Source organism: Acidovorax sp. Root267 (assembly GCF_001429215.1).
Taxonomy (GTDB): domain Bacteria; phylum Pseudomonadota; class Gammaproteobacteria; order Burkholderiales; family Burkholderiaceae_C; genus Acidovorax; species Acidovorax radicis.
Window position 1 is genome coordinate 235,766 of sequence record NZ_LMJC01000012.1, and the last position, 14,217, is coordinate 249,982.

General features: G+C 66.7%; 15 protein-coding genes. 11 read left to right on the forward strand and 4 right to left on the reverse strand.

The window, feature by feature from the left end; genetic code table 11:
• Nucleotides 1-25 precede the first annotated feature (25 nt).
• The 4 genes from ASE39_RS10590 (at nt 26) to ASE39_RS10605 (ending at nt 3,034) form a co-directional block, all read left to right on the forward strand.
• Complete coding sequence (locus ASE39_RS10590; protein WP_057271109.1) at nt 26-871, forward strand: metallophosphoesterase; 846 nt, start codon at nt 26-28, stop codon at nt 869-871.
• A 112-nt stretch (nt 872-983) separates the two neighbouring features.
• The gene (locus ASE39_RS10595; RefSeq protein WP_010465296.1) at nt 984-1,406 is read left to right on the forward strand and encodes a universal stress protein; all 423 of its coding nucleotides are present in this window, start codon (nt 984-986) and stop codon (nt 1,404-1,406) included.
• A 175-nt stretch (nt 1,407-1,581) separates the two neighbouring features.
• Nucleotides 1,582-2,037, forward strand: coding sequence for a fasciclin domain-containing protein (locus tag ASE39_RS10600; RefSeq protein ID WP_029414222.1), 456 nt, complete (start codon nt 1,582-1,584; stop codon nt 2,035-2,037).
• A gap of 58 nt (nt 2,038-2,095) precedes the next feature.
• Nucleotides 2,096-3,034 carry a fasciclin domain-containing protein gene (locus tag ASE39_RS10605; protein WP_057271110.1) on the forward strand — a complete coding sequence of 313 codons (939 nt, stop codon included), beginning with the start codon at nt 2,096-2,098 and terminating at the stop codon, nt 3,032-3,034.
• Nucleotides 3,035-3,124: 90 nt separating this feature from the next.
• On the opposite strand, the gene ASE39_RS10610 is transcribed toward ASE39_RS10605, so the two are convergent.
• On the reverse strand, nt 3,125-3,748 hold the full coding sequence (locus tag ASE39_RS10610) for a TetR/AcrR family transcriptional regulator (protein WP_082615395.1): 624 nt from the start codon (nt 3,746-3,748) through the stop codon (nt 3,125-3,127).
• Between the two features lie 182 nt (nt 3,749-3,930).
• Between ASE39_RS10610 and ASE39_RS10615 the strand changes: the two genes are divergently transcribed.
• From ASE39_RS10615 to ASE39_RS10625, 3 genes are all read left to right on the forward strand, one after another.
• A complete protein-coding gene (locus ASE39_RS10615) occupies nt 3,931-4,989 on the forward strand; it encodes a helix-turn-helix domain-containing protein (protein WP_057271437.1) in 1,059 nt (352 codons plus the stop codon).
• Between the two features lie 143 nt (nt 4,990-5,132).
• Entirely contained in the window at nt 5,133-7,274 is a 2,142-nt protein-coding gene (locus ASE39_RS10620; protein WP_057271111.1) for an IPTL-CTERM sorting domain-containing protein, read from the forward strand.
• 39 nt (nt 7,275-7,313) lie between these two features.
• Nucleotides 7,314-7,886: a midcut-by-XrtH protein gene (locus tag ASE39_RS10625; RefSeq protein ID WP_057271112.1), complete on the forward strand. Its 573-nt coding sequence runs from the start codon at nt 7,314-7,316 to the stop codon at nt 7,884-7,886.
• A 36-nt stretch (nt 7,887-7,922) separates the two neighbouring features.
• Here ASE39_RS10625 and ASE39_RS10630 read toward each other — a convergent pair whose 3' ends face one another.
• Nucleotides 7,923-8,843, reverse strand: coding sequence for a LysR family transcriptional regulator ArgP (locus ASE39_RS10630; protein ID WP_029414220.1), 921 nt, complete (start codon nt 8,841-8,843; stop codon nt 7,923-7,925).
• Nucleotides 8,844-9,019: 176 nt separating this feature from the next.
• On the opposite strand from ASE39_RS10630, the gene ASE39_RS10635 reads away from it, so the two are divergent.
• Nucleotides 9,020-10,363, forward strand: a complete 1,344-nt coding sequence (locus tag ASE39_RS10635; RefSeq protein ID WP_010465282.1) for a D-amino acid dehydrogenase — start codon at nt 9,020-9,022, stop codon at nt 10,361-10,363.
• 69 nt (nt 10,364-10,432) lie between these two features.
• On the opposite strand, the gene ASE39_RS10640 is transcribed toward ASE39_RS10635, so the two are convergent.
• On the reverse strand, nt 10,433-11,137 hold the full coding sequence (locus ASE39_RS10640; protein WP_057271113.1) for an SDR family oxidoreductase: 705 nt from the start codon (nt 11,135-11,137) through the stop codon (nt 10,433-10,435).
• Nucleotides 11,138-11,250: 113 nt separating this feature from the next.
• Here ASE39_RS10640 and ASE39_RS10645 point away from each other — a divergent pair, with 113 nt between their 5' ends.
• Nucleotides 11,251-12,150: a LysR substrate-binding domain-containing protein gene (locus ASE39_RS10645; protein ID WP_057271114.1), complete on the forward strand. Its 900-nt coding sequence runs from the start codon at nt 11,251-11,253 to the stop codon at nt 12,148-12,150.
• A gap of 50 nt (nt 12,151-12,200) precedes the next feature.
• On the opposite strand, the gene ASE39_RS10650 is transcribed toward ASE39_RS10645, so the two are convergent.
• The gene (locus ASE39_RS10650; RefSeq protein ID WP_057271438.1) at nt 12,201-12,893 is read right to left on the reverse strand and encodes a hypothetical protein; all 693 of its coding nucleotides are present in this window, start codon (nt 12,891-12,893) and stop codon (nt 12,201-12,203) included.
• Nucleotides 12,894-12,981: 88 nt separating this feature from the next.
• Between ASE39_RS10650 and ASE39_RS10655 the strand changes: the two genes are divergently transcribed.
• Both ASE39_RS10655 and ASE39_RS10660 read left to right on the forward strand, forming a co-directional pair.
• The gene (locus ASE39_RS10655; protein WP_057271115.1) at nt 12,982-13,641 is read left to right on the forward strand and encodes a TetR/AcrR family transcriptional regulator; all 660 of its coding nucleotides are present in this window, start codon (nt 12,982-12,984) and stop codon (nt 13,639-13,641) included.
• Complete coding sequence (locus ASE39_RS10660; RefSeq protein ID WP_057271116.1) at nt 13,638-14,213, forward strand: NAD(P)H-dependent oxidoreductase; 576 nt, start codon at nt 13,638-13,640, stop codon at nt 14,211-14,213. The genes ASE39_RS10655 and ASE39_RS10660 overlap by 4 nt, the downstream gene beginning before the upstream one ends.
• Nucleotides 14,214-14,217 lie beyond the last annotated feature (4 nt).

Here is a 14,217-nt window from a genome sequence, read left to right on the forward strand (position 1 = left end):
GCTGAACCCGTAGACTGCGCCCAGCATGAACATCCAGCTTTTGTCCGACCTGCACCTTGAGGCGCACCCCCACTTCATCCCCGAACCAGCGCCCGGCGCCGATGTGCTGGTGCTTGCCGGCGATGTGGGCTCCTACCAGGAAGGCTCGCAACTGGGCGACGAGGACTTTGGCCTGGCCCGGTTTTCGCCGTTGCCCCAGGGAGCTGGCTGGCCCACCCCCGTGCTTTTTGTCCCTGGCAACCACGAATACGATGCGCAGGATTTCGATGCGGCCCATCATCGACTTCGCAGCACCTGCGATCGTCTGGGAATCACCTGGCTGGAGCGCGAAACCGTCGAGCTTCAGGGGGTCCGTTTCATCGGAACCACGCTCTGGAGCGATTTCGACGCCCTCGCGGACCACGAGGGAAGCACCGACCTTGGCAGGCGGCTGAAACTGCGCGACAAAGCCTTTCGCGCGGCCAATTTCTACCTGCGCAAGACGGGTGGCACCCGCCATGCAGCGCCTTTTCTGGCCGAAGCCATGCGCGACCACGCACTGGTCTGCCAGCAATGGCTGGCTGAAGCACTTGCGGCACCCTTTGACGGGCCCACGGTGGCTGTCACACACTTTGCGCCCAGCCTGCGCAGCGCCGATCCACGCTACGGGCTGGTGCCCGGTACGGCGGGGTTCTGCAATGCCCTGGATGGTTTACTGCCCCACGCGCAGCTGTGGCTGCACGGCCACCTTCACGCACCGAGCGACTACAGGGCGCAGGGCTTGCGTGCCGATGGCAGCCCCTGGCAGTGCCGTGTGGTGGCCAATCCCCTGGGGTACGCGCGCAAGGGAGAGCAGGCGGCTTTCCAGCCGCAATGCTGCATCACCTTATGATCAGGACACGGGGCTCTGCCGCCCCGCAGCGCAGAAGAAAAAAGCATGACCCAGGTCAAGACAACAGAAGTCCGCGCACGGTAGTCTGGCCCATACCTTCTCGGAGAACCTCATGAACATCCTGCTTGCTGTCGATGGCAGCGCTTACACCAAAAAAATGCTGGCCTATCTGGCCACCCACGAAGAGTTGCTCGGTGGCAACCACCAGTACACCGCGCTCACCGTGCAGGCTCCCCTGCCAACACGCGCACGCGCCGCTCTGGGCAAGGAAGTGGTGGACAGCTACCACGCTGAAGAGGCGGAAAAAATCCTCGCACCCGTGTGCAAATTCCTCGCGCGCCATGGCGTGGAAGCCAAGCGCAGCGTCAAGATCGGCAGCGTGGGCGAAAACATCGCCAAGGTGGCAGACAGCGGCAAGTTCGACCTGCTGGTGATGGGCTCCCATGGCCATGGCGCCCTGGCAACCCTGGTCATGGGCTCTGTCACCACCCAGGTGCTTGCTCACTGCAAGGTCCCCCTGCTGATCGTTCGCTAACCCGGACACCCCGGCCCGAAGGCCCCAGCCCTGCTCAGGCAGGGCTTTTTTTTGCCCAAACAATACCAATTGGTTTTCATAATAACCAATTGGTTTACTTTGGAACCAATTGGTTATACATTCCCGCTGCGCCCATCCTGGCGTGTCATTTCCATCGAAACCGAGGAACCGACCCATGAAAAAAACCCTGATTGCATTGGCCCTGACTGCAGGAGCCGCTTTCAACGTGATGGCCCAGGACATCGTGGATACCGCCGTGAAGGCGGGCAACTTCAAGACCCTGGTGGCGGCCGTGCAGGCGGCAGGCCTGGTGGACACCCTCAAGGGCCCCGGCCCGTTCACCGTGTTCGCGCCCACTGACGAGGCTTTCGCCAAGATTCCCAAGGCCACCCTGGACGGCCTGCTGGCCGACAAGGCCGCACTGACCAAGGTCCTGACCTACCACGTGGTGCCCGGCAAGGTGATGGCCAAGGACGTCAAGGCCGGAAAAGTCAAGACCGTGCAGGGCCAGGAGATCACCGTCACCACCGGCATGGGTGTGATGGTGGACCAGTCCAAGGTCATCGCGACCGACGTGGCTGCGAGCAATGGCGTGATCCACGCCATCGACACCGTACTGATGCCCAAGTAATCCAGCGGAACAACGCTCTTTTCACCCACCCACCATCCCATAGCGAGGAGAAGCCACCATGCACACCGCATTCAACCGCCGTACCGTTTTGTTGGCCGCAGCCCTGGGCGCCGGCACCACCCTGCTGCAGGCCTGTGGCGGCGGCGACGACGAGCCCCAGCGCAATATCGTCGAAGTCGCCCAGAACAATCCCGACCTCAGCATCCTCGTGGAAGCTGTGGTGGCTGCAGGTCTGGCGCCCACCTTGAGCACAGGCATGCTTACGGTTTTCGCCCCCACCAATGCAGCCTTTGCAGCGTTGCTCAGCGAGCTGGGCGTGACCAAGGAGGCCCTGCTGGCCGACAAGCCCCTGCTGAAGGCGGTGCTGACCTACCACGTGCTCGGCAGCAAGGTCGCGCGTGCGGACGTCCCCCTGGGCAAGGCGATCACGCCCGTCGCAGGTGGTTTCTTCAAGATCGAATCGGCCAATGGGCTCAAGATCACCGATGGCCGCAACCGCGTCACCACCATCACGGCCACCGACATCCAGGCCAGCAACGGCGTGGTGCATCTGGTGGACCGGGTGCTGCTGCCAGCCAACAAGGACATCGTCGCCACTGCATCAGCGCTGCCGGACTTCAGCATCCTGGTGGAAGCGGTGGTGGCTGCAGGCTTGGCAAGCACCTTGCAGGGCGCTGGCCCGTTCACGGTGTTTGCGCCCACCAACGCCGCGTTTGCAGCGCTGCTGGCCGAGTTGGGGGTGACCAAGGCAGCGCTGCTGGCTGATACCGCCCTGCTGACCAAGGTGCTCACCTACCACGTGGTGCCCGCGCGCGTGCTCAAGGCCGAGGTGCCCGTCAACACCGCCATCGCCACGGTTCAGGGGCAGACCTTCACGGTGAACGCGAGCCTCGTGATCACCGACCAGAACATGCGCACCAGCAACATCACCATGGCCGATGTGTTCACCAGCAACGGTGTGGTTCACGCCGTGGACAAGGTGATCCTGCCTAAATAAGCCCGGTGGGGTGAACCGCACGCAAGAAAGCCCGGCATGCCGGGCTTTCTTTTTTTTAGATGCGTGCGAAACGCAAGGAGGGAGGTGCGACTACCGCGCCGCCAACCCGTCAAAACAGGTGCGTACCACCAGATCCACGATCTCCGCGTCAGAATACTGGCCACCTTCCTTGAGAAAGCTCACCACCGGGTCACAGGCGCGCGCATACAGCGTATAGAGCACCACCAGCGGCGGCAGAGTCGGGCTGATCACGCCCTGGGCCTGGGCCTGGGTGATCCACTCACCGATCTGGTCGCTCACCGTCACCAGGCCGTTGAGATAGTCCTTGTTGGCCATCAGCACCGCGCGCAAAGTCGAGTTGCGGCTGGGCAGCAGCGGCATCTCGTTGCTCAGCAGGCGCTCCAGCGACCAGCGCACCAGCGCATGGAGCTTTTCGAGCGGGGGCATTTCAGCGGGCAGATCCGCGAGGTAGGCCTGCACGCGACCCAGAATCTGCACCATGGCGGCGCTGCACAGCTCTTCCTTGCTGCAAAAGTGCTTGTACAGGCTGGCCTTGGCAATGCCCACGGCGTTGGCCACGTCGTCCATGGTCATGGCATCGAAAGCCTTTTCGCCCAGGAGCTGGCAGGTGGACTGGAGGATGGCATCCTCGCGCGCCTGGTGCATCTGCTCTTTGAACGAAACTTTGGGTTGCGGCGTTTGCATGTCTTGCATTTTATACATTGCAGTAAAAAAATAAATGACTAAGTTGCAATGCAACTACGTCGTTCACGTTTTCCCCAGCATGAATCGTGCCGCCGCTTTGCAGGCGAAGAACCTGTTCATGGTCTTTTCGGGGGCACGATGGCACTCTTGTCCTGGTGCCCACCCCCATCGGCCGCCATAATCGCGCCGCCATGCCCGTGCCCCACGCTCTGCCATCGACCGTTTTCACCACTGACCAAGGCTCCGGGGAAGAGCGCTTCGAGGCCTGGCGCAGCAGCATTTCGGTGGTCTTCGACGTCGCCCCTTTGGACCGCGATCCGCTGGAAAGCTTCAGCGCATCCGTGACCGCGTGCCATCTGGGCGCGCTGCTGGTGGGCGATCTGCACTTCGGCCGGCAGCAATTCTCACGCGGTGCGCCACGCGTGGCGCGCGACGGCGTCAACCACTACCTGGTGCAGTGGTACCGCAGCGGGGGTTTCGTGGGCCAGCACGACAACGGCGTGGACATGCAGGTGCGGGCGGGGGACATCACCGTCTTTGATCTGGGCCGCACGCAGCGCACCTATGCCAACCCCTCGCACGTGCTGTCCATCGTCGTGCCCCGCGAGATCGCCGACGAGGCCTTCTGCAGCCCATCGGCCGATCTGCACGGTACCGTCTTGCGCGGCCACACGGCGCTGGGCGGGCTGCTCAGCGACTACCTGCAGTCGCTGCACCGGCGCTTGCCTGCTGTCACGCTCCCGGAAGCACCTGCCGTGGTGCAGGCCACCACGCAGATGCTGGCCGCCTGCCTGCGGCCAAGCCGGGACACGCTGGCCCAGGCGCAGCCGCAAATCCAGGGTGTCACGCTCGAACGCATCCAGCAATACATCGCGCAGAGCCTGGGCGCACCGCTCAGCCCCGAGCTGCTGTGCCGCACGTTTGGCATTTCACGCAGCATGCTGTACCGCCTGTTCGAGCCGCTGGGCGGCGTGGCGCACTACGTGCAGCAGCAGCGCCTGGTCCGGGCGTTCCACGCCCTGGCCAACCCGGCCAACCGCCGGCTGCGGGTGGGCGAGATCGCCACGCGCTCCGGCTTCACCAGCGAGGCGCATTTCAGCCGCGCCTTTCGCGCGGCCTTTGGCCTCACGCCCAGCGATGTGCGCGCCACCGCCCGGGGCACAGCCAACCGCGCGGGGGCATTCGCGGCGGGCGATGCCATGCGCCCGACTGCCGAATATGCCGACTGGGTGCGCGCGCTGCAGGTGTAGCCGCCCCACTCGCAACGCTTGAGCCCCCTTGGTCGTTCTTCAGGACGGCCAGTCAAAAACGTCGAAACACACAGTCAAGCCAGCGCGCTGGCCCCGCCTAGGATGCGCCGCAGTCTGTTCTCTGCCCCCTTGCGCGCCACACCATGTCCTTTGTCCGCCGCCTCGCCGCCGCCCTGCTGGCGGCCATGCTGTGCTGCCTTGCATCCGCCGGTAGCCCGCCCACCATCACCGGCCTGAGCCCTACCGAGGGCACCATGTACGGCGGGACGGCCGTCACGCTGGCCGGCAGCGGCTTCACAGGGGCTATGGGCGTGTATTTCGGAAACATCCGAGCCACCCGCTTCACCGTGGACAGCGACACGCAGATCACGGCCATCGCACCCGCCCAGCCACCCGGGACCTCGGTGATGTTCGATATCGTCACACCCACGGGCGGCATGGTGCACCCGATCGGCTACTTCACCTACGTGGTGCCGCCCGAACTGCGCCCCACCGTAACCCACATCTCGCCAGCGCGGGGCCCAGCCAGCGGTGGCACCACGGTCACGTTCACGGGCACCAACCTGGCCAACACCCACCAGGTGCGCTTTGGCAATGTGGCGGCAGGGTTCACCGTGGTCAGCGATACGCAGGTCACCGCCACCACGCCGGCCTCTCCGGCGGGGATGGTTTCGACGGAGCTCACCACCGCCTATGGCATTGCGGACGGCAGCTTCGGCACCTTCTTCGAGTTCATCCCTCAGCCCACGATCACCGGCGTGAGCCCCACCGAAGGGAGCATGTTCGGCGGCACGGCGGTCACCCTGGCTGGCGGCGGCTTCACCGGGGCTACCGGCGTGCGTTTCGGGAACGTTGCGGCTGCCAGCTTCACCGTGGACAGCGACACGCAGATCACGGCCATTGCGCCCCCGCAGCCTCTGGGAACGTCGGTGATGTTCGAAGTCTTCACACCCGACGGCGGCGGCATGGTGCACCCTATCGGGTACTTCACGTATGTGGTGCCACCCGAGCTGCGCCCCACCCTCACCAGCGCTTCACCCGCGCAGGTGTCCGCTGCGGGGGGCACGCAGGTGGTCCTCACGGGCACCAACCTGGCCGGTGCGTCGTCCCTGCGCTTTGGTGGCTTTCCGGCGGCCAGCTTCACGGTGGACAGCTCCACCCGGATCACCGCCACCACCCCCGCCGCGGCGTCCCCGGGCTTCGTGACCATCGACGTCACCACTCCCTATGGCGGGGCCGATAGCCCTTTCGGCTTCGAATTCGTCGCTGCGCCCACGCTCACCGGCGTGGCACCGGCCACGGCGAATGCAGCGGGTGGCACCACCCTCGTCCTCTCCGGATCGGGATTCGCCGATGCCACGGCGGTGGTGCTGGGCGGTGTGGCCGCCCGGGCATTCACCGTGGAGAGCGACTCCCGCATCACGGCCATCACCCCACCACACGCGACCGGGCCTGCCGCGGTGGAGGTGAGTGCGCCGGGCGGTACGGCCACACTGGCCTCGGGCGTGGTGTTTGCGGATCTGGCCGTGCGCGGCGCCTGCGGCACGGCGACGGGGCAAGCGCGCCCGACCCCACCCGCCGGTGCCAGCCTGTGCAGCGCAGGCCAGGCCAGCAGCGTGGCCTCTGTCCAGGGTGAGTTTTCCTGGACCTGCGCAGGACAGAACGGTGGAGCCGACGCGCCGCGCTGCACGGCCCCCTGGGCCGCGGCCGGGGGCACGGGGAGCCGCGCAACACTCGACCTGCCGGAAGCTGCCGTCAACAACGGCTGGACACTCGAGACCGCCAGTTTCCAGCACACCCTTCCCGCGCCGCTGCCCCCGGGTGCCAGCACAAGCCACTGGCCCCTGCACCTCCGGCTGACCGGCGGCGCGGCAGGCTCCAGCGCCCGCCTGACGGTGCACTACAGCACCCCCGTGCCGCTGGGCGCGGTCTATCTCAAGCACGGCCCCAGCCCAGAAGGTTTGCAGTGCTCGGGCACCACCTGCGCCCAGCCCCACTGGTACACGCTCGCCCCCAGCGCGGCCCTGTTCGCAGCCGACCGGCGCAGCGTGACCTTGACATTGACCGACGGTGGCCTGGGCGATAGCGACGACGTGTCCGGCCAGATCACCGACCCCGGCCTGCCCGTGTTGCTGGCGGCGCCGGCAGGTGGCAGCAATGGTGGTGGCCCGGCTTCCGCCGTGCCCGTCCCTGCGCTCAACCCCTGGGCGATCGCACTGCTGGCCTTGTGCTTTCCGGCACTGGGCCATCTTCGCGGGACGCGCCAGTCACTCCCAAAACAATAGCTATCCACCCTTTTAAAACAAGCGCCAGAAGGCAATTCAATGCAAAAAAACAATCCCTCCCTCCGCCTCGGAACCGCCCCGCGCAGCGCCCTGCTGTGGGCCGCCGCTGCCATCGCCCCCACCGCCTGGGCCCAAGGCGCACCCGTGGGCACGGTGGCCTATGCACCACTGGCCAGCGTGCAGGCCGTGCCCACGCTGTCGCAGTGGGCCCTGGCGGCTCTGGTGCTGGTTCTGGCCGCGCTGGCCCGCCACCTGCTGCGCCATGGGGCGAACGGCGTGGTGCGCGCCCTGTTGCCCGGGCTGCTGGCCTGTGCGGCGCTGCTGTGCATGCCCTGGGGCGGGCAGGCCATCGCACTGCCGTCGAGCGAGGTCGTGCTGGACAACCCGGCCGGGGGCGTCGCCGACATCCCCGACCACCCGGACCTGGAAATTGCGTTCAGGGACTACCTGCACGTGTACGAAGTGCGCAACACCACGGACCGGCCCCAGCAGATCACGGCAGTCAGCGTGACCCCCGTGCATCGCCTCTTCGACACCGATGACCGGTGCACCGTCGGGCAGATGCTGGCGCCGATGGCCGTGTGCTACCTCCGGGTGGGGCGCCTGCACTGAGAGGCCCCCTTCCAAGGGGAGCACACACCACGCCGCCTATGCCGCAGGGGCCTCCAGCGTCCGCGCCGCGGTAGCGGTGAGGGCGGCCGTGAGCGCATCCAGCACCGCCGACTCCAGGTTCCAGCAGTGCCAGTACAGCTGGATAGGCAAAGAGCGGCCCGGTGCCAGATTCACCATGCTGCCGTTCGCCAGCGCCTCGCGCGCCATCAGCTCGGGCATCACCCCCACGGCCCAGCCTGCGGCCACGGCACGCATCTGCGCCTCGGAGCCCGGCACGAACAGGTGGCTGAGCGCCACGCGCTTGAGCCCGAATGCACGCGCCACAAACTCGGCAGCCATGTCGTCCTTGCGGTTGAACGACAGGAACGACACCTCGCGGAAGTTGTGCGGCGTGAGCCCCTGGGGCAGGTACTGCTCCGCATAGCTGGCCGAAGCCACGGCCACGTAGTGCATGGCGCCCAGCGGCACCATCTTGCAGCCGCGCAGGGCCTGCTTGAGCGTGGTCACACAGCCCAGCACCTGGCCGGAGCGCAGCCATTCCTGCGTGAAATCCTGGTCGTCCACGATGATTTCCAGCGGCAGGCGCTGGCGCACCAGCTCGTGCAGGGCGCCCATGGCCCAGGTGGCGATGCTGTCGGCGTTGATGGCAATCGAGATGCGCTCGTCCTCGCGCGATCCGCCCGGCGCGCTGGGCGCCAGCTCCTGCAGGTCGCGCTCCAGGTCGGCGCGCAGCAGGCGCATCTGCTTGGTGTGCTTGAGCAGCAGCTGCCCGGCCGACGTGGGCCGCAGCGGGCGGCTGCGCACGATGAGCACCGAGCCCACCTGCGCCTCCAGGGCGCGCAGGCGCTGCGAGACGGCCGACTGCGTGACGTTCAGGCGCTGCGCAGCGCGCTCGAAGCCGCCCTCTTCAACGATGGCGGCAAGGCATTCCAGGGCGGCGGGATCGTAGGTGCTCATGGTCTCGGGCTCGAACAAAAGAGGGTTGTCTCTACCGCACCGTTTATTAGGTGCACTGATGTTTTTGGAGTAAGTTTAATTTTGCTTTTAGTTGAATGCAATGTCGCGCACACTGCGCCCCATCGTGTCCCGCACTGGGGCGTGTGGCACGCAAAGGCTCACTAGGCATTCCGCATATGAAAACCATTGTTCTCGGCGCCGGCATCATCGGCATCAGCACGGCCTGGCATCTGCTGGAACGCGGTCACGAAGTCATCGTGATCGACCGCCAGCCCGATGCTGCGCTCGAAACCAGTTTTGCCAATGCAGCACAGATCTCGGTGAGCTACTGCGAGCCCTGGGCCAACCGCGAGGCGCCGCTCAAGGCACTCAAGTGGATGTTCGACAAGGAAGCCCCGCTGCTGTTTCGCCCGCAGATGGACTGGCAGCAGTGGCGCTGGGGCCTGCAGTTCCTGGCGCAGTGCAACGACGCCGCGTTCGAGCGCAATGTGCAGCAGATCGTGGCGCTGGGCGCCTACAGCCATGCCGCGCTCAAGGACCTGGTCAGCACCACGGGCATCGAATACAACCGGCTGGAACGCGGCATTGCCCACTTCTACACCGACCAGAAATCCTTTGACGCCGCCGGCCACGCGGTGGAGCTCATGCGCAAGCACGGCGTGCAGCGCCGCCTGGTGAGCCGCGACGAGCTGCTGCAGATTGAACCGGCCTTCAAAGCCTACGGCGACAAGATCACCGGCGGCACCTACACCAGCACCGACGAAAGCGGCGACGCCCGCGTGTTCACGCAGGAGCTGGCTCGGCGTTGCATGGCGCGCGGCGCGCAGTTCCTCTACGGCCACGATGTGCTGCGCCTGAACAAAATCGGCAATGCTATTGATTCAGTAGCTGTCATGCCAAAACAGGCAAGCGCTGGCGGCAAAAAAGACTTCATATTGAAGGCCGACGCCGTCGTCGTCGCCTGCGGCTCGTACAGCGCACCGCTGCTGCGCAGCGTGGGCGTGGACCTGCCGATCTACCCTGGCAAGGGCTACAGCGCCACGTTCCCGCTGCTCAAGCCCGAGGGCGCGCCCATGGTCTCCACCATCGACGACGGCAAGAAGATCGCCATGAGCCGCCTGGGCAACCACCTGCGCGTGGCGGGCACCATCGAACTCAACGGCTGGGACCTGACGCTCGACAGCACACTGGCGCGCGCACGCTGCCACATGCTGTCGCGCCGCATCGAGGCCATCCTGCCCGGCGTCTGCGACACCCGCACGCCCGAACAGGGCGGCGACCCGCAGTACTGGACCGGCCTGCGCCCGGCCACCCCCACCAACATCCCGTTCATCGGGCAGACCCGCGTGGGCAAGCTCTGGGTGAACGCGGGCCACGGCACGCTGGGCTGGACGCACGGTGCGGGCTCGGGCAAGGCGCTGGCCGAGCTGATCAGCGGCGAACAGCCCGCGATGAACTTCGGCTTCCTGGGCCACAGCGGCTCTGCACGGCACACGTCGACCACGGCGCTGGCCGCCTGAGAACACCCACACAGCCTGCCCGGGTTGGGGCGGACCGATCGCACCAAACCGCGCCCTGCGCGCGCGCACTCAGGTGGCCAGCGCGAGGCCACCGTCCACCCGCAGGTTCTGCCCGTTGATGTAGCCCGCGCCTTCCGAAGCCAGGAACGCGATGGTCGCAGCCACTTCAGCGGCCTGCCCATACCGCTGCAGGGGCACGGTGGTGCGGCGCTCTTCCCACACGGGCAAGGTGTCAATCCAGCCCGGCAACACGTTGTTCATGCGGATGTTGTGCCGCGAATGGCTGTCGATAAAGATCCGCGTGAATGAAGCCAGCCCGGCGCGAACCAGCGCCGATGTCGGAAACAGCGCGCTCGGGTCCACCGCCCAGGCTGACGACAGATTCACGATCACGCCACCACGCTGCGCTTGCATCAAGGGGGCCACCAGCCGCGTGGGCCGGATCACGCTCTGCAGATAGGTGTCCGTCCCCTGCAGCCACCGCTCATCCGCCAGGGACAACAACGGCGCACGCGGTTCGTGGCCGGTGCTGTTGATGAGCACATCGACCCGGCCCCAGCGGGCTTGCGCCAGATCCACCAGGCGGCCCAGATCCGCCAGGCACTGGCTGGACCCCGTGACGCCAACGCCTCCGAGTTCCTGGGCCAAGGCCTCGCCTTTGCCCGACGACGAAAGAATGCCGACCTGAAAACCATCCTCCGCCAACCGGCGGGCAGTGGCCGCGGCAATGCCAGTGCCACCCGCGGTGATAAGTGCTACTTTTTCTACTGCCATGATCGTCCTTGGATGCCGCACACCGGCATCTGGCAATTGTTCCGTATCCTTTGTGTTTTGGACGACCGGACGGAGTAGCCGCCGTGCTTCGATCCAGTAGAAAATCTACACCCATGACCTCCCCGTTGGGCCCCACGCCCTCTCTCAATGCACTGCGAGCGTTCGAGGCCGCCAGCCGCCATCTCAACTTTCGCCTGGCCGGACTGGAGCTGGGCGTGACCCAGGGCGCCGTGGCGCAGCAGATTCGTGCGCTCGAAGCAGAGCTGGGCCTCAAGCTGTTTGAGCGGCACCCGCGCACCCTGGTGTTGACCCACAACGGCCAGCGCTATGCCACCAGCGTGCGGCGCGCGTTCGAGATGCTCGCCGATGCCACGCAGGGCCTGCGGCCCGAGCCCCTGCATGTGACGGTCAGCGTCACGCCGACCTTCGCCACCAAGTGGCTCATTCCGAGGCTGGCGGACTACACGCGCCTGCACCCCGGGGTGGATCTGCGGATCCTGGCGACCGAGCGCCTGTCGCACTTTCAGACCGAGGCGGTGGACCTGGCGGTGCGGTACGGCCGCCCCCCATTCGGCCCGGGGCTCACGGCCGATCTCCTGTTCGAAGAGTGCCTAGTGGCGGTGGGCAGCCCGCTGTTGCTGCACCGCTCCGGGCCACCCTGCACCGCGGGGGACATCAACCGCTACGTGCTGCTGCACGACTCCCAGTCTCCATGGGCCGACTACCTTGCGCAGCACACGCCGCCCGCTCCTGCGGCTTCAGTTCCCGCACCACAGGCCATCTGGTTCAACCAGACGACGCTCGCGATCGACGCGGCCCTGACCGGCCAGGGGCTCGCGCTGGTGCAGAAAGATTTTGTGGCGCAGGACCTGTCCGCCGGTCGGCTGGCCAAGGTGTTTGACGAAGAAGCGCGCACGGGTGCTGGCTATTACCTCGTGGCTCCGCGCAAGCAACGCGCACCCGAGGTCGTCGCGGGCGTGAGGGCGTGGCTGCGAAGCCAGGCCAGCGCATAAAACCGCATCCACCGCAAAAACCGCAGGCAACGCGGATGCTCTGGCCCCCTTCAACCCCGACCTGCGAGCCCGACCAGGGGGGCGAGGTAGCGGGCCGGAATCTCCAGCGCATGGAATCCGCCCGCCAGCAGCACCACCAGGCAAACGGCCAGCAGCCAGCCCGTCAGCATCGATCCCACCAACGCCCGCGCCCGCAGGGGCTCCGGCAGGTTCCAGTACAAGGCACAGCCCACATGCGTGCCCAGCGCGAACACGGCGCAAAAGTAGTACGGGCCAAAGAACCACTGCCAGGGCGGTGTGTGCATGCCCGCCGCTGCAAACTGCAGGTTCGTGTCCACGCCCTGAAACCGGCCCGCCAAGACGGCCGTCACATGGACCACCAGGAACAGCGCCAGGTAGCCCCCCGAGAGGGCCTGCATCCACGCCACGCCCCCATGGCGCCGCCCCCGCCCGCGCCACAGCAAGGTGAGGCCGCTGCCCATCTGGAACAGCAGACACCCGAGCAGCACGCCTTCGACCCACGGCTGGCGGTAGACCAGGCGCAGGGCTTCCAGCACCGACGGGTGCGCTGCCGCTCCCGCCAGCCCCGCCAAGTGGCCCAGCAGATGGGCCGCCAGGAACGATGCCAGCACCATGGCACTGGCGCGGTGCACGGCCCGCAGCGCAAGGCGCTGGCGCCATGCCCAGGTGCCTGCCAGGCCGATGGCGGCGGCTCCCAGGGCGAGTAGGCTGGTTGCGTGCATGAAGGTTTTCTCCGGAGGTTGCATGGGACTGGCGGCAGAATAAGCAGCGGCGCCGTGTCCGCCTACTCGCATTGCGCTCAGGTTTCCCATGTCCCCTGCCTCCTCCGCCCCCCGCCGTTCGCCCCGCCAGGAACGCTCGCAGTTCACGGTCGATGCCATCTTCGAAGCCGTCGCACGCATCGTGGCCACACAGGGCGAGGACGCGCTCACCACCAACCGCATCGCCGAGCTTGCCGGCGTGTCCGTGGGCTCGCTCTACCAGTACTTTCCAAGCAAGGAAGCCATCCTCCTGGCCATGCTGGACCAGCACTGCGACCGGGTGATGCTGGAGCTGGACGCCCTGCTCGCCCACGCCCGCGCCGAAGGCTGGACGCCCGAGCAGCAGGTGCGCGGGTACGTGCGCCACTACCTGCAGGCCTTTGGCGGCGGCCCCCAGGAAGGGCGCGCACTCGCCCGCCTGTCGTGGAAGCTCGACTACCGTGCGTCCGTGCTGATCTCGGTGCGTGGCGCCAGCGAGCGGCTGGCCCTGCACCTGCAGCGCGTGGCGCAAGAGCAGCAGATGCCCGCACCCTCGGCGGCCCAGCTGTTTGTGCTCACCCGCGCCTTCATGGGTGCGGTGCGGGCGGCATCGCTGGAACAGTCGCCCTTGCTGGACAGCCCCGAATTCGAGCAGGCGCTGGTGGAGCTGTGCATCGCAACCCTGTCACCGGGCACGGGTCTGCGGGGCGGCGCTACGATGGCGCCATGACCACGCCCACCGCACCACACTACCTCTTTCTCACCACCTCCACCCGCGAACCGGGCCACACCGGCAATACCGAATGGCTGGCCCGCCAGGCCGCCGCCGCACTGCCTGCCGGCACCCCACAAACCTGGCACCACCTGGCGCACTTGCACCTGCCGCCCTTCGTGGACCAGCGCCACACCACGGGCACCTATGCACCGCCCGAAGGCGACATGAAGACCCTGCTCGACGCCACGCTGGCAGCCACGCACATCGTCTTTGTGGCGCCGGTCTACTGGTACAGCATTCCCTCGCCGCTCAAGACCTACCTCGACCACTGGAGCGCCTGGATGCGCGTGCCCGGCCTGGCCTTCAAGGAGCCGATGGCCGCCAAGACGCTGGCGCTTGTCACCACCAGCGGCGACCGCACCAAGGCCCAGCCCATGATCGATTCGGTGGCGCTGTGCGCGCAGTTCCTGTCGATGACCTGGGGCGGCGCCCTGTGGGGCAAGGGCGGGCCACCGGGCGCGGTGCAGGCTGATGCGCAGGCGATGGAGGCAGCCAGCCGTTTTCTGCTGACACCGGCCGCAGGTTGACGGC

What these genes read in the sequence shown, in the direction of transcription:
- ASE39_RS10590 (WP_057271109.1), top strand. Translation starts at nt 26, where the DNA reads ATGAACATCCAGCTTTTGTCCGACCTGCACCTTGAGGCGCACCCCCAC.
- ASE39_RS10595 (WP_010465296.1), top strand. Translation starts at nt 984, where the DNA reads ATGAACATCCTGCTTGCTGTCGATGGCAGCGCTTACACCAAAAAAATG.
- ASE39_RS10600 (WP_029414222.1), top strand. Translation starts at nt 1,582, where the DNA reads ATGAAAAAAACCCTGATTGCATTGGCCCTGACTGCAGGAGCCGCTTTC.
- ASE39_RS10605 (WP_057271110.1), top strand. Translation starts at nt 2,096, where the DNA reads ATGCACACCGCATTCAACCGCCGTACCGTTTTGTTGGCCGCAGCCCTG.
- ASE39_RS10610 (WP_082615395.1), bottom strand. Translation starts at nt 3,748, where the DNA reads ATGCAAGACATGCAAACGCCGCAACCCAAAGTTTCGTTCAAAGAGCAG.
- ASE39_RS10615 (WP_057271437.1), top strand. Translation starts at nt 3,931, where the DNA reads ATGCCCGTGCCCCACGCTCTGCCATCGACCGTTTTCACCACTGACCAA.
- ASE39_RS10620 (WP_057271111.1), top strand. Translation starts at nt 5,133, where the DNA reads ATGTCCTTTGTCCGCCGCCTCGCCGCCGCCCTGCTGGCGGCCATGCTG.
- ASE39_RS10625 (WP_057271112.1), top strand. Translation starts at nt 7,314, where the DNA reads ATGCAAAAAAACAATCCCTCCCTCCGCCTCGGAACCGCCCCGCGCAGC.
- ASE39_RS10630 (WP_029414220.1), bottom strand. Translation starts at nt 8,843, where the DNA reads ATGAGCACCTACGATCCCGCCGCCCTGGAATGCCTTGCCGCCATCGTT.
- ASE39_RS10635 (WP_010465282.1), top strand. Translation starts at nt 9,020, where the DNA reads ATGAAAACCATTGTTCTCGGCGCCGGCATCATCGGCATCAGCACGGCC.
- ASE39_RS10640 (WP_057271113.1), bottom strand. Translation starts at nt 11,137, where the DNA reads ATGGCAGTAGAAAAAGTAGCACTTATCACCGCGGGTGGCACTGGCATT.
- ASE39_RS10645 (WP_057271114.1), top strand. Translation starts at nt 11,251, where the DNA reads ATGACCTCCCCGTTGGGCCCCACGCCCTCTCTCAATGCACTGCGAGCG.
- ASE39_RS10650 (WP_057271438.1), bottom strand. Translation starts at nt 12,893, where the DNA reads ATGCACGCAACCAGCCTACTCGCCCTGGGAGCCGCCGCCATCGGCCTG.
- ASE39_RS10655 (WP_057271115.1), top strand. Translation starts at nt 12,982, where the DNA reads ATGTCCCCTGCCTCCTCCGCCCCCCGCCGTTCGCCCCGCCAGGAACGC.
- ASE39_RS10660 (WP_057271116.1), top strand. Translation starts at nt 13,638, where the DNA reads ATGACCACGCCCACCGCACCACACTACCTCTTTCTCACCACCTCCACC.